Below are 21,378 nucleotides of genomic sequence, written 5' to 3' on the forward strand. Positions count from 1 at the left end.
GATGAGCCATGTATCATTCCATTTGGAGGTCAAACACATGATCACACTTTATACTTCACCTAGCTGCACATCTTGCAGAAAAGCAAAAGCCTGGCTTGAAGAACACAATCTTCCTTACGAACAACGCAACATGTTTGCTAAGCCCTTATCGGAAGACGAAATCAAAGCAATCATTCGCATGACAGAAAAAGGAACAGAGGAAATTATCTCTACACGTTCAAAAGCTTTTGATGCACTGGATAAAGAACTGGATGAATTAACATTACAGGAGCTCTACAGTTTAATCAAAGACAATCCCGGTATTCTAAAACGCCCTATTCTTCTTGATACAAAACGTCTTCAGGTTGGTTTCCATGAAGATGAAATTAGAAGCTTTCTCCCAAGAAAAGTAAGAGCATTCCAACTCGAGCAAATTCTTCAGGAAGCACAATAGAAATTAGAAAAGCGAGAATCACTCTCGCTTTTTTTTATTTTTCGACTCATATCACTTCATTAAAAATAAGTGCTTTGATTGAGTGTCGCTTTTTCGGGGTATCAACTAGAGGAAAGCGAATTTAAGCACACGTTCGGAGGTCTTTCCTATGTATGAAAACATCATGCTTGCATCTGACGGTTCAGCAGATTCAGTTAAAGCAGCTGATCAAGTATTCCAATTAGCTAACCTAACAGACGCTAAAGTAGACATTGTCTATGTCGTTGACGGTGAAACGTCTAAGCATGACGTGTTACGAAACGTTGACTCAATTGGTATTGATGAAGAAAGAAGAGACAAACTTCGTGCTGCGGAAGAGAAAGCAGTCGAAGCCAATGTATCCTATGATGTCACCATTTTGCGCGGTAATCCTTCCACAACGATTGTTGAATATGCGGCTGAGAAAAAAGTCGACCTGATCGTAATGGGAACGAGAGGTTTAAACGTTCTACAAGAAATGGTAGTTGGCAGTGTCAGTCATCAAGTTATCCAAAAAGCCAACTCTCCTGTCCTTATTGTAAAATAAACAGAATAAATCTTAGACTCCTTAATAGAACTAAGGAGTTTTTTCGTTTATTCTTTCTATAAGAAAACTATTTCTCTGGTTTACAAACCAAAAGCCTGGAGAAAAATATTCAAGTATGTATAAACCATTATTCACAAGTGACATATTATTAGAAGGTTAAGGAGGCAGTACGATGAAAGCTCTAGTACTTAACGATAAAGGGTTATGGGATACCATGACAGTGGAAGAAATTGAAACACCGACTCCTGGTAAAGGTGAAGTTCTAGTTAATATTCACGCTGCAGGCTTAAACCCTGTTGACTATAAAACAGCAACAAATGGTAATCCAAACTGGACATATCCACATGTTCTTGGACTTGATGGTGCTGGGATTATTGAGCAAGTAGGTGAAGATGTAACAGAATGGAACCCTGGTGATCGCGTTGTCTATCACGGAGATCTGACAAAGAAAGGAACATTTGCAGAGTACGCGATAACATCTGCTCATACAATTTCAGCTCTACCTGATTCGATACCGTTTGAAGATGCGGCTGCGATTCCGACTGCTGGTTATACAGCTTATCAAGCACTTTTCCGTAAGCTTCATATACACAAAGGACAAAAAATCCTTATCCACGCTGGAGCAGGTGGGGTTGGCGGCTTCGCAATCCAGATGGCAAAATACATGGGATTAACGGTCATCACAACTGCATCCAAACATAATCACAACTTTGTTAAACAATTGGGTGCTGATTATGCGATCGATTACAAAGAAGAAGATTTTGTTGAACGAGTACTAGAGATTACGAATGGGATTGGGGTAAACGCTGTTCTTGATGCAGTAAGTGGTGATAACGCAACAAAGTCACTTGATACACTCACGTTTAATGGCCAAATTGCCTACATCGCAGGCGCACCTGACTTTACTCAAGGTGTCTCTTTCGCACGTCCTCTTTCTTTCCACCAGATCGCACTCGGTGGTGTTCACCAATCCTCTAATACAGCAGAACAAGCGGACCTTGCGGCAATGGGAGACGAAATGATTAACCTCCTTCTAGGCGGCTATGTTGATCCATTGATTCATCAAATCGTTTCCCTAGAAGATGTTCCACAAGCACTTGTTGAATTATCCGAACGACATGTGACCGGTAAGATTGTAGCAAAGGTGAAAGAGTAACTTAAGATCAATCGTCCTCGCATAATGAGGACGATTTTTTTTTGGATTGTTAACACCCTTGATTTGTAATTATTAAGAAAAGGCTATGTTAGCTCATATTGTGGATTTCTGGATGTTTGGCTCATTAGAAGTATTACCTGACTAACTATCTAAAGAAAAGAAATATTGCAACAACTTATTCGATATGCTACTATATTTTGAAATAAGAGGTGAACGATATGGTTAACTTATCTTTTGTCGTACAACTTCATCATCACAGCTAGCCTTGCTATCCGCTTGTTAAAAATCGCGTATAGGAAGGCTATTTCTCGTAACCGCATGAATCTGAAGAGCAAGCTTCTTCATTCTATGCGGTTTTTTTGTATTCAAAAACGAAAGGATGATTTAAATGAAAAAGCTGAAGGATCAGAACGTTAAGGGAGCAGTAGATTACTTACCTAAAGAAGAAACAATACGCCGTAACATCAGAAGAACACTAGAAGATACATTTATTCAGTACAATTGTCTCCCACTGGAAACGCCCATTCTAAATAAACAGGACCTACTATCATCTAAATATGCGGGCGGTGCTGAAATCTTAGAAGAAATGTATACCTTATCTGATCGTGGTGAACGTGAGCTTGCTCTTCGGTACGATTTAACTATACCATTTGCCAAAGTGGTTGCCATGAACCCAGATTTGCAAATGCCTTTTAAGCGCTATGAAATCGGGAAAGTTTTCAGAGATGGCCCAGTTAAACCAGGACGATTCAGAGAGTTTACACAGTGTGATGTTGATGTAACAGGTATTGACTCACCACTAGCAGAAGCTGAGTTAATGGAGATGGCTTGCGATATTTTCACCAAGCTTAACCTTGAGGTAACGATTCAGTATAACAATCGCAAACTTCTCGCTGGTATGCTTGAATCCATCTCCATTCCAGAATCCCTCTTGAATGACGTTATATTAACATTGGATAAGCTAGAGAAAATCGGGATGGACGGTGTGAAAAAAGAACTGCAGCAAAAAGGCGTTTCGTCTCAATCGATCGCACTTGTCGAAAAGGAAACGCAGCAATGGGTGAACAAAGAGATATGCTATTTTAAGTCATACTCTTCTGCTAATGAAAAGGTTAAACAAGGCTTACAAGAACTTGAAGAACTAACCTCCTACATTGAAGGACTCGGTTTACAAAAACAATGTAAGTTCAACCCATTTCTAGCCAGAGGGCTCGACATCTACACTGGAACAATCTACGAAGTTTTCATAACCGATCAATCCATTTCTTCTAGCATCGGGAGTGGCGGACGCTATGATAGTGCGATTGGCGGATTACTTGGAACGGATGAGCCTGTCTCTACAGTTGGCATATCATTTGGGCTTGATGTAATTCTAACAGCAATTAAGAGTAAAGAAGAGCCTTTTTCATTAGAGGAGAATCCAGATTATCTTATCATTCCAATTGGAACCAAGCTTGAAGCTCTTATTGTAGCGTCTTCTTATCGTAAAAAAGGCTACCGAGTTGAACTCGATATGAGTGGTAAACGCACTGGTAAATTACTCGACCGTGCAAATAAAAGAGGGATTAAGCAAGTTATTTTTGTAGGAGAACAGGAAGTTGAACGCAATGAAATCGTCCTGAGATTATTAGAAGAAGGAAATGAAGAACGAATTCCGTTTCAATTTTAGTGCATGTAACAAAAAAAGCGAAGGATCAGAGATGATCCACCGCTTTTGTATACGTATTATTCTTTTATTTGAAACCGATTGAAGCTCCTCTGACTATCCTTCTGAAGCATCTACTTCTTTTTCCTTTGAAAGGAACCAGCCGCCAACAGCAATGAGAATCAAAACACTATAGAACGTCGCCTTCCATGCTACAGATTTCGCAAAAGCCTCTGGTAATACACCTAATTCAGGATGCGACAATGTGTAAACGGATAGCTTAACACCAACCCAGCCAACAATCATAAACGCCGCAATCTCTAAACCTGGCTTCGCTTTCAACAATGTAACAAAGTAATTAGCTGCAAATCGCATAATAATCAAGCCAATAAGACCACCTGCGAAGATTACTAGAAATTTCCCTCCATCTAGTCCACCAATTTGAGGTAAAGGGGTATTCGGGAGAGTGACTGCTAATGCAACTGCTGCAAGAATTGAATCAACTGCAAAAGCAATATCTGCTAGTTCAATTTTAATTACAGTGCCCCAGAAGCTGGCTTGTTTCTTTTCTTTGTTTTCCTTTTCTTTGTTTATGGTTTTCTTGAAAATCGTTTTTCGAACAATATGATTGATCGCAATAAACAATAGATACAATGCTCCTATTGCTTGCACCTGCCACACATGCACTAGAAACGAAATGGCGAATAGTGATGCGAAGCGAAAAACAAAAGCACCTGCTAATCCGTAGAACAAAGCTTTTTTACGCTGTTCCTCTGGTAAATGTTTAACCATAATAGCTAATACTAGTGCATTGTCTGCTGCAAGTAGCCCTTCAAGTCCAATGAGAAGCAGCAAAACCCAACCATACTCAAGTAAAATAGCAAACTCCATTTTCATCCCCCTTGTTCTCATCTTTTTATAAGAATACTAACCACAAAAATAACCTTTACCCACATACGGTAAAGGTTAAAAAATATAGACCTTTACCAGCAGTAAAGGTCTTGCTAACAACTGTTAAGTTGCCAACAAAGCCGAGAGTGCGAACACTCCGGAATGACGACTTTGTTGTAAAAGCTACTCCCCTTTAGGAGTCCGATTATTAGATTGTTAAATTTATACTAATGCAAGGACTAGCTATTCGTCAAGATCTTTTTTCTTTTGATTGGGTGTTTGTTCCTATAGCAGATTCATTTCCGCTCCAATCAGCTATGTTTAGTTCTTTATATAAATCTCTTTTAAAAACTACAATCTTTAAAAAAGGCTTTTTTAGTATAGATTGTTGCTATAAGAGTTGGTGAATTTCCGCTCCACGATGCTCGCTTTCCGCGGGGCGGGCGGTGAGCCTCCTCGTCGCTAACGCTCCTGTGGGGTCTCACCTGTCCCGCTAGTCCCGCAGGAGTCGAGCATCCTTCCGCTCCAATCCTAAGTTGGTTTTTTCAATAATTTTTTCAAAAGCAACAATCTTTTAGAAAAGAGCCTTAAGAAAAGACCTTTTTAAAAGAACCCTTTGATTTATGGCTTTTTACATGAAAAAAGTAAAAACAATGGGATTCTCTTTCTTCGTTCATATTCCTCTTTAGTTTCGAAATTTTCTCTTCGAGGCGTCCCTTCACGAAGGGTTTGGATCTCAAAACCAGCGCGCTGCAAAGAGAGGAAATAGTCTTCAATGGTTCGGTGATATTTCACAACGTCCTCCCCGATCCAGGGCTCAATTCTTTTTCCAGAAGAAAAGTAATTATCCACAATCCAGTTCGAACGCTTTCCTCCCTGCATGCTTTCAACAGACGCTGTTAAAACAGGATGTTGAACACTAAAGACAAACTCTCCACCAGGTTTTAGTGTGTGATAAACCTTTTCCATAACTTGTTCAACTTCTTCTATGTAATGTAGAACTAATTGAGAGATGACTCGGTCAAACGTGTTGGGTGGATACTCGTACTCTTCTAAAGAAGAGTGTTGCACACGACCTAATGATCCTTCTAGTTTATCCGCAGCTCTTTCGCACATGTTCTTAGATCCATCAATGCCTAAATAAGATGAACAGTTACGCATAAGTAACTCTTCTCCAAGCGAGGCATCACCACACCCGAGATCCAAGATGCTTAAGCCACCGATATCTCCTAGTAGATCGAACAGGGCTGGATTCTCAATTAGTTTATTCGGACTCTCATTCCGATGTCGTCTAACCATATAGTGATCGTAGAACTCTTTGTTGTCATAAACAGACGAACCTTTGTATTCCATCCAGCTTCCTCCTCTATTTGGGCATTCTGCATACTATTCGATAGTGCTACTCGATCTCCTTTACTTTTGTTGATAAACCCTCAAATATTTCAATAAAGTAAGGACTGCCAGAGAACTCAAGCAACCCTTACGTTTATCATTAATTCAACTCAATTTTCACAGGCTCTAATTCAACTGGCAAATTGCCACTTAAATCACCTAAACTTACCCTCACCACATACTGGTCTTCACCGAAAATCTTCCCATTGCTAACTTCAAAAGTACTTCTGAAAATTAGTTTTTCTTTATCTAACACTTTAACCGAATGCTTCATTGGTTCATCGTAGATATCTTTCCTGCTTTCTTCAACTAATAGAGAACTCCTTAGAAAAGCTTCCTATCTTCTCTTTCTATCTGAACTTGGGTACTGATTGATCCAAGCTAGTGCATCTGTCGTTCCTCATTCTCAATCCTACACTCTGCATTATCTTTACTAGTTGAAATTGCATACTTTCCACAGAAGAAAGTTTTACTCCAAGCAATTCTTTTATCAACACAATCTCGATCACTTTCACCCATTTTCATTTAATTGGACCAATACACGTGTCTTTAACACACCGTGATACGTATGATGTCATTACAAGAGTTTAATAAGCAGAAGAAAGGATGTTGCAGAAGTGAAGAACAACTTCTCATATTTAAAGGAGCATATCGGTCGTAAAGTACGCGTAGACCGAAGTGGTCCTGAGTCACAGGAGGGTAGACTACTTGGGCTTACTGAGGACCTGCTAGTACTAAAAAACAACGATAGTGTAATTTTTTATTATCAAACATCACATTTGAAAAGTATTACGCTAGATTCGAAAGAAGAGCTTTCCCTTGCAGAAGAAAATTGGGTATCTGAAGGAAGCACACTACGTGATGTACTTGAAAAATTAAAACATAGTTGGATTCAAATTAATCGTGGGGGGCCTGAGAAAGTGGAGGGGGTTCTAAGTAGAGTAGAAAATGATGAACTCATTTTAGTAAGAAATGAAGAACTCATCTATATTTCTCTCTTTCATATCAAAAGTGTTAGTAGCCCCGACGTAAGTAACAAAAACGATCAGAAGGCTTCTGCTCTTGGAAGCTCAGACCTATGTGAGCCTATGAATGTTTATACTCTATCTACGCCACCGTCACTTAGAAAAAGATCATAAATAAAACGAAGGGATTGGTTAACTATGAATAATTTCAGATATCTTAAAGCACACATTGGGCGTACAGTTAAAATAGATCGAGGTGGCCCTGAATCTCAAGAAGGAACACTTGTAGACCTTCAAGAAGACTTTCTCGTACTAAAAGGAACAGGTGATTCACTTTACTACTACCAGATTACACACTTAAAAAGCATTTCTATGAATTCACAAGATGGTTTTCGAGGACGCTCTCACAACCATAAAGAAGATTTAGTTGAAGGTTCCACTTTTGAAGAAGTTCTTAAGAACTCACAGTATCGTTGGGTACGTATTAACAGAGGTGGCCCTTCTAAAACTGAGGGCGTCATTGAAAAAGTTGAAAACGATTCAGTAACTCTTATTAAAAATGATGAAGTCATTACACTTCCACTTTTCCATATCCGTAGTATTGTGTTAGAGGTAGAAAAGGATGATCAAACATGACTAATTTTAAAGTTCTAGAAGGGAAACAAGTTCAAATTAATTTAAAAGGACCTGAATCGAAAAGTGGCTCTCTTCTTAGTGTAAAGGATGACCACCTTGTTCTTCTAAGTGAAAATGGGGTTATTTACTACAATCTTACACATGTAAAAAGCATTACTAAGAACTCAACAGCAAATTCAGAACAAAATCATAAGAAATCCTATTTAAAAAAGGGCTCTTTTGAAGACGTACTATCAGCTATGCATCACAAATGGGTGAAAATCAATCGTGGTGGACCAGAGCACACTGAAGGCGTATTGGTTGGCTTACAAGATGATCACATCCTCCTAATTAAAGAACGTGAACTAATCCACATTTCCATGTTTCATATCAAAAGTGTAAGTGTTGGGGAATAAAGAATGTAACTTAAATATTTGTAAAGATAGAATTTAAACGAATCTTCACAAATTGACGATTCCTATAGTAGTTGGAGTCCCTCCCCCTACTATTCGGTATCGTAATCTTAATCTATTGATATGATTTGCCAATCTCCTTAGATACATTACTCTTTAATGGGGAGAGGAGGAAAAAATGATAGCAGCAGTAACCATTTTACTATCAGGATATTTCCTGCACCAATCAATTAAACCAGCAGTGCAATCCACCTTAAACCCATCTCTCTACTACAAAGGTCAATTATTCACGTGAAGAGGAAGCGACATGCCAATTACTTCAATTACCTTTACGATCGTCGTTTTCCTCCTCACCATTAATTTTAACATCTCACTTGAGCACTCCTTTAGAAGGGACAAGAGTTGAGGGCCGTTTCGTACCTACCTGATCTAATTGTAGTCATCAAGCTTTATCTTCATTTATTTTGATACTCCCATTGAATCGACCGCAATAGTTGCTACGATCTTTATTCTCTTTCATTACAAGTGGAGAATATTCTGTTCCTATCAATGGGATCTCTGCCTGTTTCTATAAAAGAAAGGAGGTCAAGCGTGAGAAATTTAAACGACTTAATTAATGAGACAATTAAAATAAAGCTAAACGGTAATAGTGATTTGATAGGTGTGCTTATTGATAGCGGGAACGATATTCTCGTTCTTTATGATGGTAACAATCTCATCTATGTATCACAATTTCACGTCCATTATTTTGAAGTTTGCAATAGTGTAGAAGACAAGATTTCGACCACAGTCGACTCTTTATTCCCCGGAATGGAACCGTTGGATTCAATCTCATTTCGAAAAACACTACAAGAATCTCGAGGGATTTTCACGGAAATATTCGTTTCTGGTCACAAAAGCATCCACGGTTATATTACTAGTGTTATGAATGACTACATCGTATTTCAAAGCCCAATTTATAAAACAATGTATATTTCACTTAAGCATCTAAAGTGGCTAATACCATACCCTCAGAATGTACGACCTTATGAGCTAACAGATAGCGAATTCCCTGTCGTTCCAATCGGTTTGTCATTAGCTCGCACCTTAGAAGAGCAATTGAAGAAATTACTTGACCAGATTGTGATATTTGATCTGAATGAAAATTCGAATAAATCAGGAAAGCTGACGAGCATGCACGGTAACCAAATTACTTTAACAAGAGCGCGCAACCAGCCTGTATTTCTAAATTATCACCACATTAAAACCGTACACTTTCCATAACTTGTATTTAAACCCACATACTTCTATTCGTCCGTTATCTCCTAACGGACTTTTTGATATTTACTCACCTTCCCCCTATTACCTACTATCTCTATATCTTTAGTTCTATTCCACTCTAGTTCTAACAAACAAAGCCGATAGGTACTTGTCAGTATTTGACGTGTTTTGCGAAGGAGATTAATTTAACTTGAAGAAATCCCTACTTATGAAAATCAAAGGGGGCTTCAACTATAATGAAAAACGGGAAAAAATTATTTTCGACTTTAGGAGCAAGTTTACTCGCTGGTTCATTACTTGTATCAGGTGGAGCTAGTGCTAACGTATCAGGTCCTATCGTTGAAACGAGTCTGCATGATCACGTGGAGCTCGATTCAGCTATGATGGATATGAGGAATGTACTAAATAAGGTGTTACCAACAGGAACACAGTTAAATGCGGCCGATACTCTTATTAGCCAGGCAGGCGCTGGTGTCAAAATCAAATGGAATTCACTTTTTGGAACACCATCCATGATCGTGAAAGATCAGGGATACCTAACTGAAGCTTCAAATAAAAATGCTGAAACCGTTGCTCGAGATTGGTTAGAGGAAAATGCTGCGCTATTCGGAGTGAAAGCTTCTGAGATTGCTAATTTGAAAGTTACTCGTAACTATGCAATGAAGGGTACCGGTCTTCAACCTGTTACATTCCAACAAACGTTTGATGGTATTGAGTCGGTTTATGGAGGCCGCGTGATTGTAGCTGTTAACAAAGAAGGTAAAATACTATCTGTTACAGGAAATATGAGCCGTTCCACTTCTCTTGTAGACAATTTCGACCTTACGTCAAAAGAAGCGCTAAGCAAAGCGATTGAGCTTCAAAGTCCTTCAATTTCATACACACCTAATTTAATTGATACTGAAAAGGCCTGGGACGTATTCGCTGCAGACGTTCTTCCTACGAAACAACGAGTTAAAAAGGCAACATTTATAACGGATAAAGGCGTCCGTCCTGCTTATCGCGTCTTATTCATTGAGAAGCTAAATGAAGGATACGAGATTGTGATAGATGCAGCTACAGGCGAGCAATTGTACAAACGCTCCCTTGTTGACTATCTTGCAGATCCAGAAGGTCTAATCTTCGAAAACTTCCCTGGTGCACCTAAGGGTGGAACACAAACAGTAAAGTCATTTAATGGTGATCCTAATGCATCACCTAACGGCTGGTTGCTACCTGGAACTCCTCTAGGCATTACGACTTTCGGAAACAATGCGAATACGTATGCGAACTGGAGCAACTTCATCGCACCCGCCGATCAAGCAGTAAGACCAGTTGCACCACTTGGCGAATTCAGCTTTACATTTAAAGATTCTTGGAATAAGACCAAAGGACAAACGGTTCCTCCTTCTTATGCAGATGATGTAAACAGTGCATCAACGAACCTTTTCTATCACCATAACCTTTTCCACGATTATTTCTATAATCTTGGATGGGTAGAAGGTGCCGGTAACCTACAGCTGTCTAACTTCGGTAAAGGTGGTTTGGGTGGAGATGCGATCCTTGGGCTTGTACAGGCAGGCGCAGCATCAGGCGGCGCACCAACTTACACAGGACGTGACAATGCCTACATGCTCACATTACCAGACGGCATTCCTGCCTGGAGCGGCATGTTCTTATGGGAACCTATTGCTGGCGCATTTGAAGGATCATATGCTGATGGAGACTTCGACGCAGGAATCATCTATCATGAATACTCGCACGCCTTGTCCACTCGACTTGTAGCTGGTGGTGAAGCTCTTGGAAGTCACCAATCTGGTTCGATGGGTGAAGGCTGGGGTGACTGGTACGGTATGCACTACCTGCTGAAAAATGGCCTACAGGATAAACCAGTCGTTGGCGGCTATGTAACTGGAAATATGGAGAGTGGAATTCGAAGCTACGCGTTGGATGATTCTCCATATAACTACGGAGATATTGGCTATGATGTAGGCGGTCCTGAAGTTCACTCTGATGGTGATATCTGGGCAGCCATTCTATGGCAAGTAAGAGAAGAATTAATCGAAACCTACGGTAAAACAGAAGGTGAATCCATTGCTGAGCACCTTGTTATGGATGCTATGCCGATTTCTGTTCCTGAGCCTTCAATGGAAGACATGAGAACAGCGATCATCGCCTCAGACTTTGAGCGTTACGGCGGTGAGCACTATGATGCTCTATGGAAAGCATTTGCTCAGCGTGGCTTAGGTTCTGATGCGTATTCTAACGGTGGTAATGATACAGATCCAATCCCGGCATTCAACCATCCAGATGGACAGCACAACGGACAGATTTCGGGTACTGTTATTAATGCAGCAACGAACAAGCCAATTAAAGATGCTCGTATTATTATTGGAGAATTTGAAGCTAGAACAAGTCCACTCTCCGTCACAACGGAAGAAGGAAAGTTTGCAACTTATATGGTGGAAGGTACTTACAACATCACCATACAAGCAAAAGGATTTGGCTCTAGAACAATTGAAAACGTTACGATTAAACCTGGTAAGAAAAATAACCTTTCATTTAAACTATCACCTAACGTCGCTTCTTCCTTTAACGGTGCTTCGATTGCAAATGTTTCAGGTGAATCGGACAGCAACCCAGTAAAGTTCGCGATTGATGATACCGAAGCTAGTGTATACGCTACTGATACACAAGAAAATGGTTTTAAAGGATCAGACTTTGTAGTTGATTTAGCAGGGGACGAGGCAGTAGATATCTCTCATATCCAGGTAAGTGCGATGAAGGATATTTCAAAAGCTAGATTCGCAACACTCAAGAACTTTAGCGTACAAACATCAATGGACGGAAAGAACTGGACAACTGTCGTGAGAGAAAAATTCACAGCTCAAAAACCTAGACCAACTGTAGCTGATCTTCATTACAAAGGCTTTGACTTAGACAAGCCTGTGAAAGCGAAATTCCTTAAATTCATTGCACACGATTCACAAGACAATTCGAAAGGATATGTTCAAGTTGCTGACATCCAGGCTTTCACATCAAAGAAAGCACAAATTGAGCCAGTGACACTCGAACCTGAAGAGCCTTTTATTGCTGAAGGAACTGTACAAGCAGGCAATGCAGGAACTGGAATTGGTAACCTTGCCGACGTGCCAGCCACTCTCGCAGTTACAGAGAATGAGTTTGTAACGACACAAAACCCAGAGCCGGCTTCCCAAGGTGCTGACGGTTACGTCGTTACACTACCCGCTCAGTATGGTGATGGCATCCATAACTTCACATTAGAAGGCTTAAGTGATACTGAATACGACTACGATGTTTATTTCTACAACAAGAACTTCGAACCAATTGGAGGAGTAGCAACGGCTGGTGCTAATGAAGCCGGAGTCATTCCTGGAGGTACAAAATATGTGTACGTAGGCCTATACTCAGGAGCAAACGTACCGTTTACCTTCACAGCAACGAGCCCATATTAAACTATAGTAGATTATAATACAAAAGCGAGCTTGCATGACAAGCTCGCTTTTGTGCGTTTTATTTCTGATGTTTGAAAAAATGTTTCTCCCGTTACTAGATCTGTGAATGACAAATGTAACTTCCTTTTTCAAATGGACCTTTTCTTAAAGATTGTTGCTCCTTAGAACTGTTGTATAAATACCACACTTCGCTAATTGGAGCGGAAGGATGCTCGACTCCTGCGGGACAGGTGAGACCCCGCAGGCACGCCGCCCGCCCCGCGGAAAGCGAGATCCTGGAGCGGAAATTAACCATAACCACTATACTCTAGCAACATATCCTTCCGATCATTATTGTTGAAATATCCTATCTACTATGCGATAAACGATACAGTTAACTACTAATCAGAGGAGAATTATCATTCTATGAACATCACCATACGCAATGCAAAGAAAGATGAATTACATGCGATACGAAAACAAAGAGTCGATGCTTACGCTGATCATAAACAAGCTATTCCTGAAGCACACTGGGATGCCTTACGACAAGCAATCTCTTCAGAAGCAGATCAACAACCTGGCGTCGAGTTACTAGTAGCCGAGATGGATGAGAACATTGTAGGAAGTGTCGCTTTGTTTCCAGCAAACACAGATGCTTACGAAGGCTTTGTTGACGAATTGAATTATCCTGAAATACGTGTTCTTGCCGTTGCTCCAAGTGCGCGTGGAAAAGGAGTAGCTACAGCTCTACTTAATGAATGCATTCACCTCGCAGGAGCTCAAGGGTTCCATGAGATTGGTCTCCACACTGGCGAATTTATGAAAACGGCCATTGCTTTATATGAACGGTCTGGCTTTAAGCGATTGCCTCAACACGACTTTGAACCAGCGAATGATGGCATTATTGTAAAAGCTTTTAAACGTTCCATTTCATAATCCCCTAAACTCAAAAAAGCACGGCTCCCATTGGGGACCGTGCTTCTATTATTATGGCATAAGGTATGTTGCATAGTAACGTGTAATGGCTACTGCGAAATCTCCTCTTGTTACTTTTTCAGTTGGCTCAAACTGCGCTGTGACGTTCGGCTCAAGATCATATGGTCCCTGTGTAACATCAAAGTAGGCATTTAGTATATTTAAATCTAGTGCTAGCTGCACATATCCTTTTAGCACTGCTGGAACTTCAGCACCATCTGAAAGTGTAATTCGCTCATCTTTGTATTGTACTGTTAATTCTTCATTCATCGCTTCCGCTTCATCCTGCAAGCCGAGGCTTTGTACAAGAGAGTAAGCTAATTCAGCTCTAGAAACAGATCCTTTTGGTGAGAACTTACCATTTACTGCTTTCATAACACCATTGTCATTTTGTTCAATGTCTTTTAAAGCAGCACCTTTAGCTGTCACGGCTTCAGCGTAAGGAAGGTCAGTGGCATTAACATCAGAGAACGTCTTGTTGATCGGAAGCGTTTGTACAACACCTGCTCCCATCGTTAGAAACTTCGCTAGATCAATTCGTTTGAGCGATTCATTCGGTCGAAAGTCTCCATTACTTTTACTATCTAGCAACCGTTCAGAAACACCTGTTTGAATAGCAGCTTCTGCAGGATGTCCTTCGATATCATTTAATCCACTAAATCCATTCGCTTTCTTAAATGCAAGTTCTCCTTTAATCGCTTCTGGTAACGCTAAACCGTTTAGTCCTCTAAGTTCCACTGTCCACTTACCTGGTATTGGTGCAGACACTTGAACAGTGCGATTTGTGTATAAACTGAATAGGACAGAAATTCCTGAAGAGTATTCCGTTCCATCTGGTGCTGTTAGAACAAGATTAATCGTATTGCCTGTTTCACCTAATAATCCTTTTGCGTTAACTCTAGCAACAACCTCAGTGACGCCTTCTTCAACTTGAAATTCCTTCTTATTCTCATTTGCCGCACCGTAATCGATTGTAAAAGGTTCGCGGTTCACTTGCATATCCACATTCGAATTGAACGTATTTGTCATGTTCACTGTACTACCATAACTTTTACCCATATTTAGTGCTTCATCAACTGCAGCATAAGCATTAGCATATCCTGCACCAACTTCCCACGCTTCATACCCTGGCATGTTTGTTGCCGTATCCTGAACAATTTGTTTCACCTCTAATGGAGATAATTCAGGATTAGCATCTAGTATTAATGCAACAATACCTGCCATGTGTGGGGCTGCCATGGATGTTCCACTCATCGTCGTGTAGTAAGGAAGATAAGCTGGTTCAATTAATTCAACGTCTTTATCTGCTGATAGACCTGTTGTTGGTGATATAACGCGTGTTGAAACAATATCTTTTCCTGGGGTCGTAATTGTCGGCTGGTCAATCCATTCGAATGTTTCTCCATCCACAGTTACTTGGCCGCCCTTCTGGCTTACACCTCTTGATGAAAAGTCAGCGAGGTTCCCCTGTTTGTCTCCTGCTGCAACAGTGATAACCCAAGGTGCCTTCTTATAATTCCCAGTGATTGTAGATTCTGCAGGTCCTGAGTTACCCGCTGAGAAAACTGTTACAATTCCGCGATCATACAGCTTTTTCGTAGCAATATTGATTGGATCTTCCGGATCAAAGTCTGTTCCCGCATCACTTGTTGCGCCCCAAGAATTTGTGATCACACGGATATTGTAATCATTCTGATGCGTTAGAGCATAATCAAAGCCGCCTAACGTATCTAGAATAGCAAGTCCTGCACCAGAGCCATAACCAATTAAGTTTGCTCCAGGAGCTACGCCTTCATATTCTCCAGCAGATTTAGAACCGGTGGCACCGACAATTCCAGCAACGTGAGTACCGTGACCTGAGTTGTTGTCTGTATTAGGTACATCTTCTACGTACGTAATTGGCAATAAACCATTTTGAGCATTCAGATTGGTCGAGCCAAGAACATTTTGAACTAGATGGTCGCCATATTTGATATCACTATGTGTGCCGTCTACTCCGCTATCGTTCACAACCACTCCAATTCCCTTTCCAGAAAAAGGCATTCCACCATTCGCTTTTCTCATCTCAACGTCCGCGCGAACCGCATCTACACCTGTTAGAGCAGTTGCTTCAGCATTTTCATATTCTAGTTGATCGTTATAGTAGATTGAGCGAACTTCAGAGCGCTTAGCGAGTTCCTCAATTTGATTTGCAGTAGCAATTACGCCTGTTATTGGAAGGTTCTGTAGTGATAGACCTTTTGTAATCCCTATGTCGTCAAGTAACGTTAGTTGAGATGCCTTTGGTGCCCCATCACCATAGAACGTAACAATTACCTCTAGATTAGTCGTTTGTGATTTCATTATTTGCTGTAGCTTTGTTCCAATCGTTGTTTCCCCACTTTGAGCTGATGCACTATGTAGTGGTATCGAACTCAAAACGGTTGCACCTACTAACAGTAGTGCTAGTATAATCGATTTTAATTTCATCCTTACTCCCCCTGTTCAGAATGTTTTAACTATTACACTTATTATCTCGAAAGTAGCCCCGCTTAGCTATTCCACTTAAGTTATAAATTGCTAACCATAAGAACTATAGGACAACTAGTACCAATGGGGTACATATAAAAAGTCAGATTCCTTTACATAAAGGAATCTGACTCGAATACGGTAGAAAGTTAAGGCAATGGTACCAACTGGTGTTGCACGGCATAGATAATGGCTTGAGATCTGCTTTTCACATTCAGCTTTTTGTATATTTTGCTTACATGAATCTTAACCGTTTTATCGCTAATATAAAGTTCTTCACCAATCTCTTTGTTACTCTTCCCACTAACTAGACAGATAAGGACTTCCTTTTCACGATCCGTAAGCTCAGAAGTGCTCGACGCCTCCTGCTTTTGATTATAGAATCCTAGCAGCCTTTTCGTAAGCGTGGGATCAATGATAGACTCTCCTTTTGCAACAGTTCGAATCGCTTCCACAACTTGATCTGTTGGGAGATCCTTGAGCAAGTAGCCGTCAGCCCCTTCTCTAATTGCAGCCATGAAATATTCATCGTGACTATGCATCGTCAAGACTAGTACCTTCACAGAAGGATAATCCCGTTTCAACATTCCTGTTAACTCAATCCCGTTTTTATCGGGAATGTTAATATCCATTAGCACAACATCAGGTTGACACGATGTGACGACACGAACAACCTCATTTCCATTAACCGCTTCACCTACTACCTTAATGTCCTCTTCCATTTCTAGAATGTTTTTTAGACCATCACGCAAAACAGCATGATCATCCACTAGCATGACGTTGATCATGTTCCATTCCCCCCTCAAGACCAAGCTTTGGTATCGCTAAACTAATTTCTGTCCCTTCGCCTTCTCTACTATCAATTTGTAGAGTAGCTTCTATTTTCTCTGCTTGTTCATTCATACTTAAAATACCAAAATGAGGATCTTTCTTGGCTTTCACCATCGCTCCTAACAATGAGAAACCAACGCCATCATCTGTCATTTTTAATAAAACATGCTCTTTCTGGTAGCTCAGTAATACGGTAACGCTAGTAGCTTTCGCATGCTTAATTGTATTTTGAACACTTTCCTGAAAGATATCAAACATTACTTTTTCCACCATCGGACTTAACACAATGGGCTTTCCGCGCTCCTCGAATGAAAGATTCAGCTGAGATTCTTTCTTGATCACATCAATTCTTTTAAGGATCGCCTGTTTTAATCCAACACGTTCTGTCTCATACGGGCGTAAGGCATAAATTGACTCTCTTATTTCTTTCAAACTATGTCTAAGTTTGCTTAAGCTGTCCACAAGGATATCATTTGCTTCCGCAGGCTTTTGATAGAATTTCCTATTAGCTGTTTCAAGCTTCAATACAGCTCCTGCAAGTGACTGGGCGACTCCATCATGGATCTCTCTTGCAATACGATTACGTTCTTCTAACACGGTCCTTTTTTCCTGCTCAGAAATTAGCATTCGGGTTTTAATAACGACTGCTAATTGATTCGCGAGCGTTGCAACAGATTGAATATCTTCCTGTCTGAAACTATGTGTTCTGCTTCTTGCAACAACAAACATACCAAGAGATTTTCCTTCTAAAATAATGGGTGCATACACGAAAGCTTTTAGTGCTTTATCAAAACATGAGGGCACAATCCCTGGGTTTTTCTTTCGATCTTGAAAAACCTCCGTCTCGCTAATATCATCAAAATCCTTTATTCCATGTGGAGCCATACATTCTTCTTTCACAACCTGACCATGGGAGAAACGAACTCTCCATCGCCCATTTTCCTTAACCCACAGCACACTTGCATCAACATCTACAAAATCGTTAAGGCTTGTTTCAATCGAGTCTACCCAATTTTTTGTTGGTAGCCATCTATTTAATTCTGTTGAGATCGCAAACAAAGCTTTCAGTCGATTCCGCTCAGTATGTAGCCTAACAATAATGGCGCTGAGCAATGCAAAACCGACAAGAGGTGAGAAAAAGAAAAAGTAGGAAAACACATCTATTACGCCTCTATTCTGATTCGAGACGTAGAACATGACCCCTATGTAAATGATCGAGATGACACCACTGATGAGCTCAGTTATAAACTTTGTTCGCCAAATTTGGATTGGATAGGTTTGTGGTCGAATGATTAATACCAGATCTACAAGTAGATTGTTAATCACATAGTACGCGCCGGTTAATAGCATCACGGAAATCAATGAACTGTTCTCTGATTGACTATAGAATGGTTCAAGTAAACGGGCAATGGATACAGCAGCTATGAAACTTAGTACGAGTTGAGAAGGATTAAAGAATACAATCCGAAGCGGCCTTCTTCGGATGACATTAACCAGAAGTACAATTATTGCATAGATCACCATTGCGAGTGGTAATCCTTCTACAGCGTAAATTGTATAAATTAAAGGAAAGCTTAAAGACGTATATCCTTTCCAAACAGAAATAGGATAGTATTCTGTTACAAATAGAAAGCCGACTAACAACACGAATACTCCAAAGTTTTCTGGTTGTTGAATATGCAAAGCCATCCAACCAACTGATAACCAGCCAATAAGGGATACAAGCGTTAAAAACCACCTGGCGTGCCTTTCTCTTCTCTGAATAGGTGCTTTATGCTCCATTTCGGCCTCCATTCGACATTATCTGAATTTTCCCTCTATAACTAGTTTACATGACTTTGAATTTTTTATAAAGAACACAAATTAGTCGGCGAATAAAGTTGAGATTGGTTTATATCCGCGATTCTACATTTCTGTCATAAAAAAAGAATCCTCGAACTAGAGGATCCTTTGAGAAGTTATAAACAACCCGGAACTAGTCGAAATGGAGATCCACTAACCAATCCCGGGGCCAACCCTTTGATGTAAGGGTTTGATACCTTTCATTATGACAAACATCTTCCCTTTTACCAATTCAACTAAGGATATAACTATTTATAGTACTTTAGATGTATAACCAACCATCTCCCTCTATTCACTAAAATGCTTAATTCCGCGGAACTAACATAATGGTGACTCCTACTAAACAAATAGCAGCTCCAAGAATGTCGTATAAATCAGGCGTTTTCTTATCTATTCCCCATCCCCAGAGGACTGACATGATAATAAAAACGCCACCATATGCAGCGTACACTCTTCCAAACGACGGGAAAACCTGCCACGTTGCAATGATGCCATATAGAACTAATGCAACACCACCAGCTAGTCCAAGTAAACTTGAATATCCTTCCCGAAGCCAGAGCCATATCAGATAGCCACCTCCAATTTCTGCAAGACCTGCTAGTACGAATAATAGAATAGCTTTCATAAATCTATCACTCCTTTTTCATGAGCTTTGAATAGTTAATAGACATTTTTTGAGTTAAAATAAACCCAATCGGTACTTAAGTATGATAATCTATTACAAAATGATTTCAACTATAGGAGACAATCATGTAAGAATAACTACTAACAGGAGAAGAGGATACCCATGGCGCAACGTGATCAATACATACAAAAATCTAAAAACACCTGCGAGCATGTTTATGGAATGGATCCCAACTCAATTCCCGTTTTACATGTGTTACTTTCTGAAGAAGAACTAGAATTACGTTTACAAAAATATGAAAGTTCACTTTCTATCATACAAAAATTCATGCAGAAGCTCCTAAGCTATCTTACCGAAACTCCCACTATGGTTGTCACAACAGATCATGAGGGATATATTCTCGATGCTTATGGTGATGATCGTTTTAAAAGTATGACAGATTCTTTCGGAATCGCTAGAGGAGTTCGTTTTGATGAATCTACTGCAGGAACAAATTCAATTTCACTTGCACTTCAATATAACGAACCTGTGCATCTTGTCGGTTTGGATCATTATCACAACTGCTTTGAACAGGTTGCATGCTACTCTGCTCCATTCTCCTACGAGAATGGACAACTAATGGGTACGGTATCTCTCATGACAACGAAAGAATATGCGTCCCCGCTCCACCTTGGATTGCTTTCATCTGCAATTGATACGATTGAACAAGAAATTAAATTGAATCAACAGAACGATCAGCTGCATCTTTATAATCAAATGTTAATGAGTGCCACACCACTGGGAATAATCATCACCGATCAAGAAGGACATATTCTTGAATACAATTTGAGCGCCGAGACGATTACTGGTAGAAACAAGCAAGAAATGATCGGAAGAATAATTACGTCAATTCCAGAACTTGCTCCTTTTTTCCAGCACGTATGCAATAAAAAAAAGAGCCTTGTAAATATCGAGTTAACATTCTCTGCTAGTAATGAGAAAAGATGCTTCCTTGATATTTTGCCTCTTTTTGATGAAACAAACAACCAGCTCGTTGGGGCTTTTGCACAGTTTAGAGACATGACATCTTATTATGAATTGCAGGACCAGGTGATTCAATCGGAGAAACTATCCGCTATCGGAAAGCTAGGAGCAGGATTTGCACATGAAATCCGAAACCCACTCACGTCCATTATCGGTTTTACACAGATGTTAGATGTCGATGACGAGCAAGCGAAATACGTGAATATCATTAAAGATGAACTAGAACGTATGAAAAACCTCGTTAATCAATTTGTCATGATGGGAAAACCAACGATTAGCCAACGTAGAACAGGAAATTTAACGACTCTAATTTCAGAAACAGTTGAATTAATGAATAGTAATGCTCATTTATTTAATGTTGAAATTTACTTCAATGATCGGGAAAATCTATTTATATGTATGGACGCTTCACAAATTAAGCAAGTGCTGATCAACTTCATCAAAAATGCTATAGAAGCTATGGCTGAGGGTGGACAGATCTGGGTTAGTCTTCAAAAGGACCGCACGAGTGTTACTATTACCGTTGAAGACAACGGCCAGGGTATGACTAAGGAAGAAGTTAAACAACTTGGTACGCCTTTCTTCAGTTCAAAAAGAAGTGGGCTTGGGATCGGACTTTCAATTTGTTTTGATATTATCAAGGCACATGAAGGAAAAGTTTCTGTTGAATCAGAAGAAGGCGATGGAACAAAAGTCCATCTTACCCTACCATATCAAAGAGAAGAGGTTTAACACCTCTTCTCTTTTTTTTATCTAAAACATAACAAAGCCTGCCACCTAAAGGAGATCCTTTAAGTGGCAGGCT

At 40.0% G+C, this 21,378-nt stretch carries 18 protein-coding genes; 11 read left to right on the forward strand and 7 right to left on the reverse strand.

Going from position 1 to position 21,378, the window contains the following annotated elements:
* Positions 1-37 precede the first annotated feature (37 nt).
* The 4 genes from spxA to AB986_RS09705 all read left to right on the forward strand — a co-directional run bounded on the left by spxA (position 38) and on the right by AB986_RS09705 (position 3,823).
* On the forward strand, positions 38-433 hold the full coding sequence (gene spxA, locus AB986_RS09690) for a transcriptional regulator SpxA (RefSeq protein WP_048310616.1): 396 nt from the start codon (positions 38-40) through the stop codon (positions 431-433).
* 148 nt (positions 434-581) lie between these two features.
* On the forward strand, positions 582-998 hold the full coding sequence (locus tag AB986_RS09695) for a universal stress protein (RefSeq protein WP_048310617.1): 417 nt from the start codon (positions 582-584) through the stop codon (positions 996-998).
* Between the two features lie 172 nt (positions 999-1,170).
* Positions 1,171-2,154 (forward strand): zinc-binding dehydrogenase, encoded by a 984-nt coding sequence (locus AB986_RS09700; RefSeq protein WP_048310618.1) that lies wholly within the window; start codon positions 1,171-1,173, stop codon positions 2,152-2,154.
* Positions 2,155-2,542: 388 nt separating this feature from the next.
* Positions 2,543-3,823 (forward strand): histidine--tRNA ligase, encoded by a 1,281-nt coding sequence (locus AB986_RS09705; protein ID WP_048310619.1) that lies wholly within the window; start codon positions 2,543-2,545, stop codon positions 3,821-3,823.
* Positions 3,824-3,916: 93 nt separating this feature from the next.
* Here the strand turns inward: AB986_RS09705 and AB986_RS09710 are convergent, their stop codons facing one another.
* The 3 genes from AB986_RS09710 to AB986_RS22355 form a co-directional block, all read right to left on the reverse strand.
* The gene (locus AB986_RS09710; protein ID WP_048310620.1) at positions 3,917-4,690 is read right to left on the reverse strand and encodes a TerC family protein; all 774 of its coding nucleotides are present in this window, start codon (positions 4,688-4,690) and stop codon (positions 3,917-3,919) included.
* 621 nt (positions 4,691-5,311) lie between these two features.
* Positions 5,312-6,043 carry a class I SAM-dependent DNA methyltransferase gene (locus AB986_RS09715; RefSeq protein WP_048310621.1) on the reverse strand — a complete coding sequence of 244 codons (732 nt, stop codon included), beginning with the start codon at positions 6,041-6,043 and terminating at the stop codon, positions 5,312-5,314.
* 139 nt (positions 6,044-6,182) lie between these two features.
* Positions 6,183-6,356: a hypothetical protein gene (locus AB986_RS22355; RefSeq protein ID WP_161797360.1), complete on the reverse strand. Its 174-nt coding sequence runs from the start codon at positions 6,354-6,356 to the stop codon at positions 6,183-6,185.
* 343 nt (positions 6,357-6,699) lie between these two features.
* On the opposite strand from AB986_RS22355, the gene AB986_RS09720 reads away from it, so the two are divergent.
* The 6 genes from AB986_RS09720 (at position 6,700) to AB986_RS09745 (ending at position 13,705) form a co-directional block, all read left to right on the forward strand.
* Entirely contained in the window at positions 6,700-7,221 is a 522-nt protein-coding gene (locus tag AB986_RS09720; protein WP_053216111.1) for a hypothetical protein, read from the forward strand.
* Positions 7,222-7,245: 24 nt separating this feature from the next.
* Complete coding sequence (locus AB986_RS09725) at positions 7,246-7,683, forward strand: hypothetical protein (RefSeq protein ID WP_048310622.1); 438 nt, start codon at positions 7,246-7,248, stop codon at positions 7,681-7,683.
* The gene (locus tag AB986_RS09730) at positions 7,680-8,078 is read left to right on the forward strand and encodes a hypothetical protein (protein ID WP_048310623.1); all 399 of its coding nucleotides are present in this window, start codon (positions 7,680-7,682) and stop codon (positions 8,076-8,078) included. Before AB986_RS09725 ends, AB986_RS09730 begins: the two co-directional genes overlap by 4 nt.
* A gap of 588 nt (positions 8,079-8,666) precedes the next feature.
* Positions 8,667-9,338 (forward strand): DUF2642 domain-containing protein, encoded by a 672-nt coding sequence (locus tag AB986_RS09735; RefSeq protein WP_152670956.1) that lies wholly within the window; start codon positions 8,667-8,669, stop codon positions 9,336-9,338.
* A gap of 233 nt (positions 9,339-9,571) precedes the next feature.
* The gene (locus AB986_RS09740; protein WP_048310625.1) at positions 9,572-12,790 is read left to right on the forward strand and encodes a M36 family metallopeptidase; all 3,219 of its coding nucleotides are present in this window, start codon (positions 9,572-9,574) and stop codon (positions 12,788-12,790) included.
* A gap of 405 nt (positions 12,791-13,195) precedes the next feature.
* Entirely contained in the window at positions 13,196-13,705 is a 510-nt protein-coding gene (locus tag AB986_RS09745) for a GNAT family N-acetyltransferase (RefSeq protein ID WP_048310626.1), read from the forward strand.
* 51 nt (positions 13,706-13,756) lie between these two features.
* Here AB986_RS09745 and AB986_RS09750 read toward each other — a convergent pair whose 3' ends face one another.
* From AB986_RS09750 to AB986_RS09765, 4 genes are all read right to left on the reverse strand, one after another.
* The gene (locus AB986_RS09750) at positions 13,757-16,213 is read right to left on the reverse strand and encodes a S8 family serine peptidase (RefSeq protein WP_048310627.1); all 2,457 of its coding nucleotides are present in this window, start codon (positions 16,211-16,213) and stop codon (positions 13,757-13,759) included.
* A gap of 188 nt (positions 16,214-16,401) precedes the next feature.
* Positions 16,402-17,040, reverse strand: coding sequence for a response regulator (locus AB986_RS09755; RefSeq protein ID WP_048310628.1), 639 nt, complete (start codon positions 17,038-17,040; stop codon positions 16,402-16,404).
* Entirely contained in the window at positions 17,015-18,865 is a 1,851-nt protein-coding gene (locus AB986_RS09760; RefSeq protein ID WP_048310629.1) for a GAF domain-containing sensor histidine kinase, read from the reverse strand. The genes AB986_RS09755 and AB986_RS09760 overlap by 26 nt, the downstream gene beginning before the upstream one ends.
* Before the next feature lie 364 nt (positions 18,866-19,229).
* Positions 19,230-19,550 carry a YnfA family protein gene (locus tag AB986_RS09765; RefSeq protein ID WP_048310630.1) on the reverse strand — a complete coding sequence of 107 codons (321 nt, stop codon included), beginning with the start codon at positions 19,548-19,550 and terminating at the stop codon, positions 19,230-19,232.
* A 162-nt stretch (positions 19,551-19,712) separates the two neighbouring features.
* Between AB986_RS09765 and AB986_RS09770 the strand changes: the two genes are divergently transcribed.
* Positions 19,713-21,305 (forward strand): ATP-binding protein, encoded by a 1,593-nt coding sequence (locus AB986_RS09770; protein WP_048310631.1) that lies wholly within the window; start codon positions 19,713-19,715, stop codon positions 21,303-21,305.
* The last annotated feature ends 73 nt before the right edge of the window (positions 21,306-21,378 follow it).

It is taken from the genome of Guptibacillus hwajinpoensis, from assembly GCF_001039475.1.
GTDB lineage: Bacteria > Bacillota > Bacilli > Bacillales > Guptibacillaceae > Guptibacillus > Guptibacillus hwajinpoensis.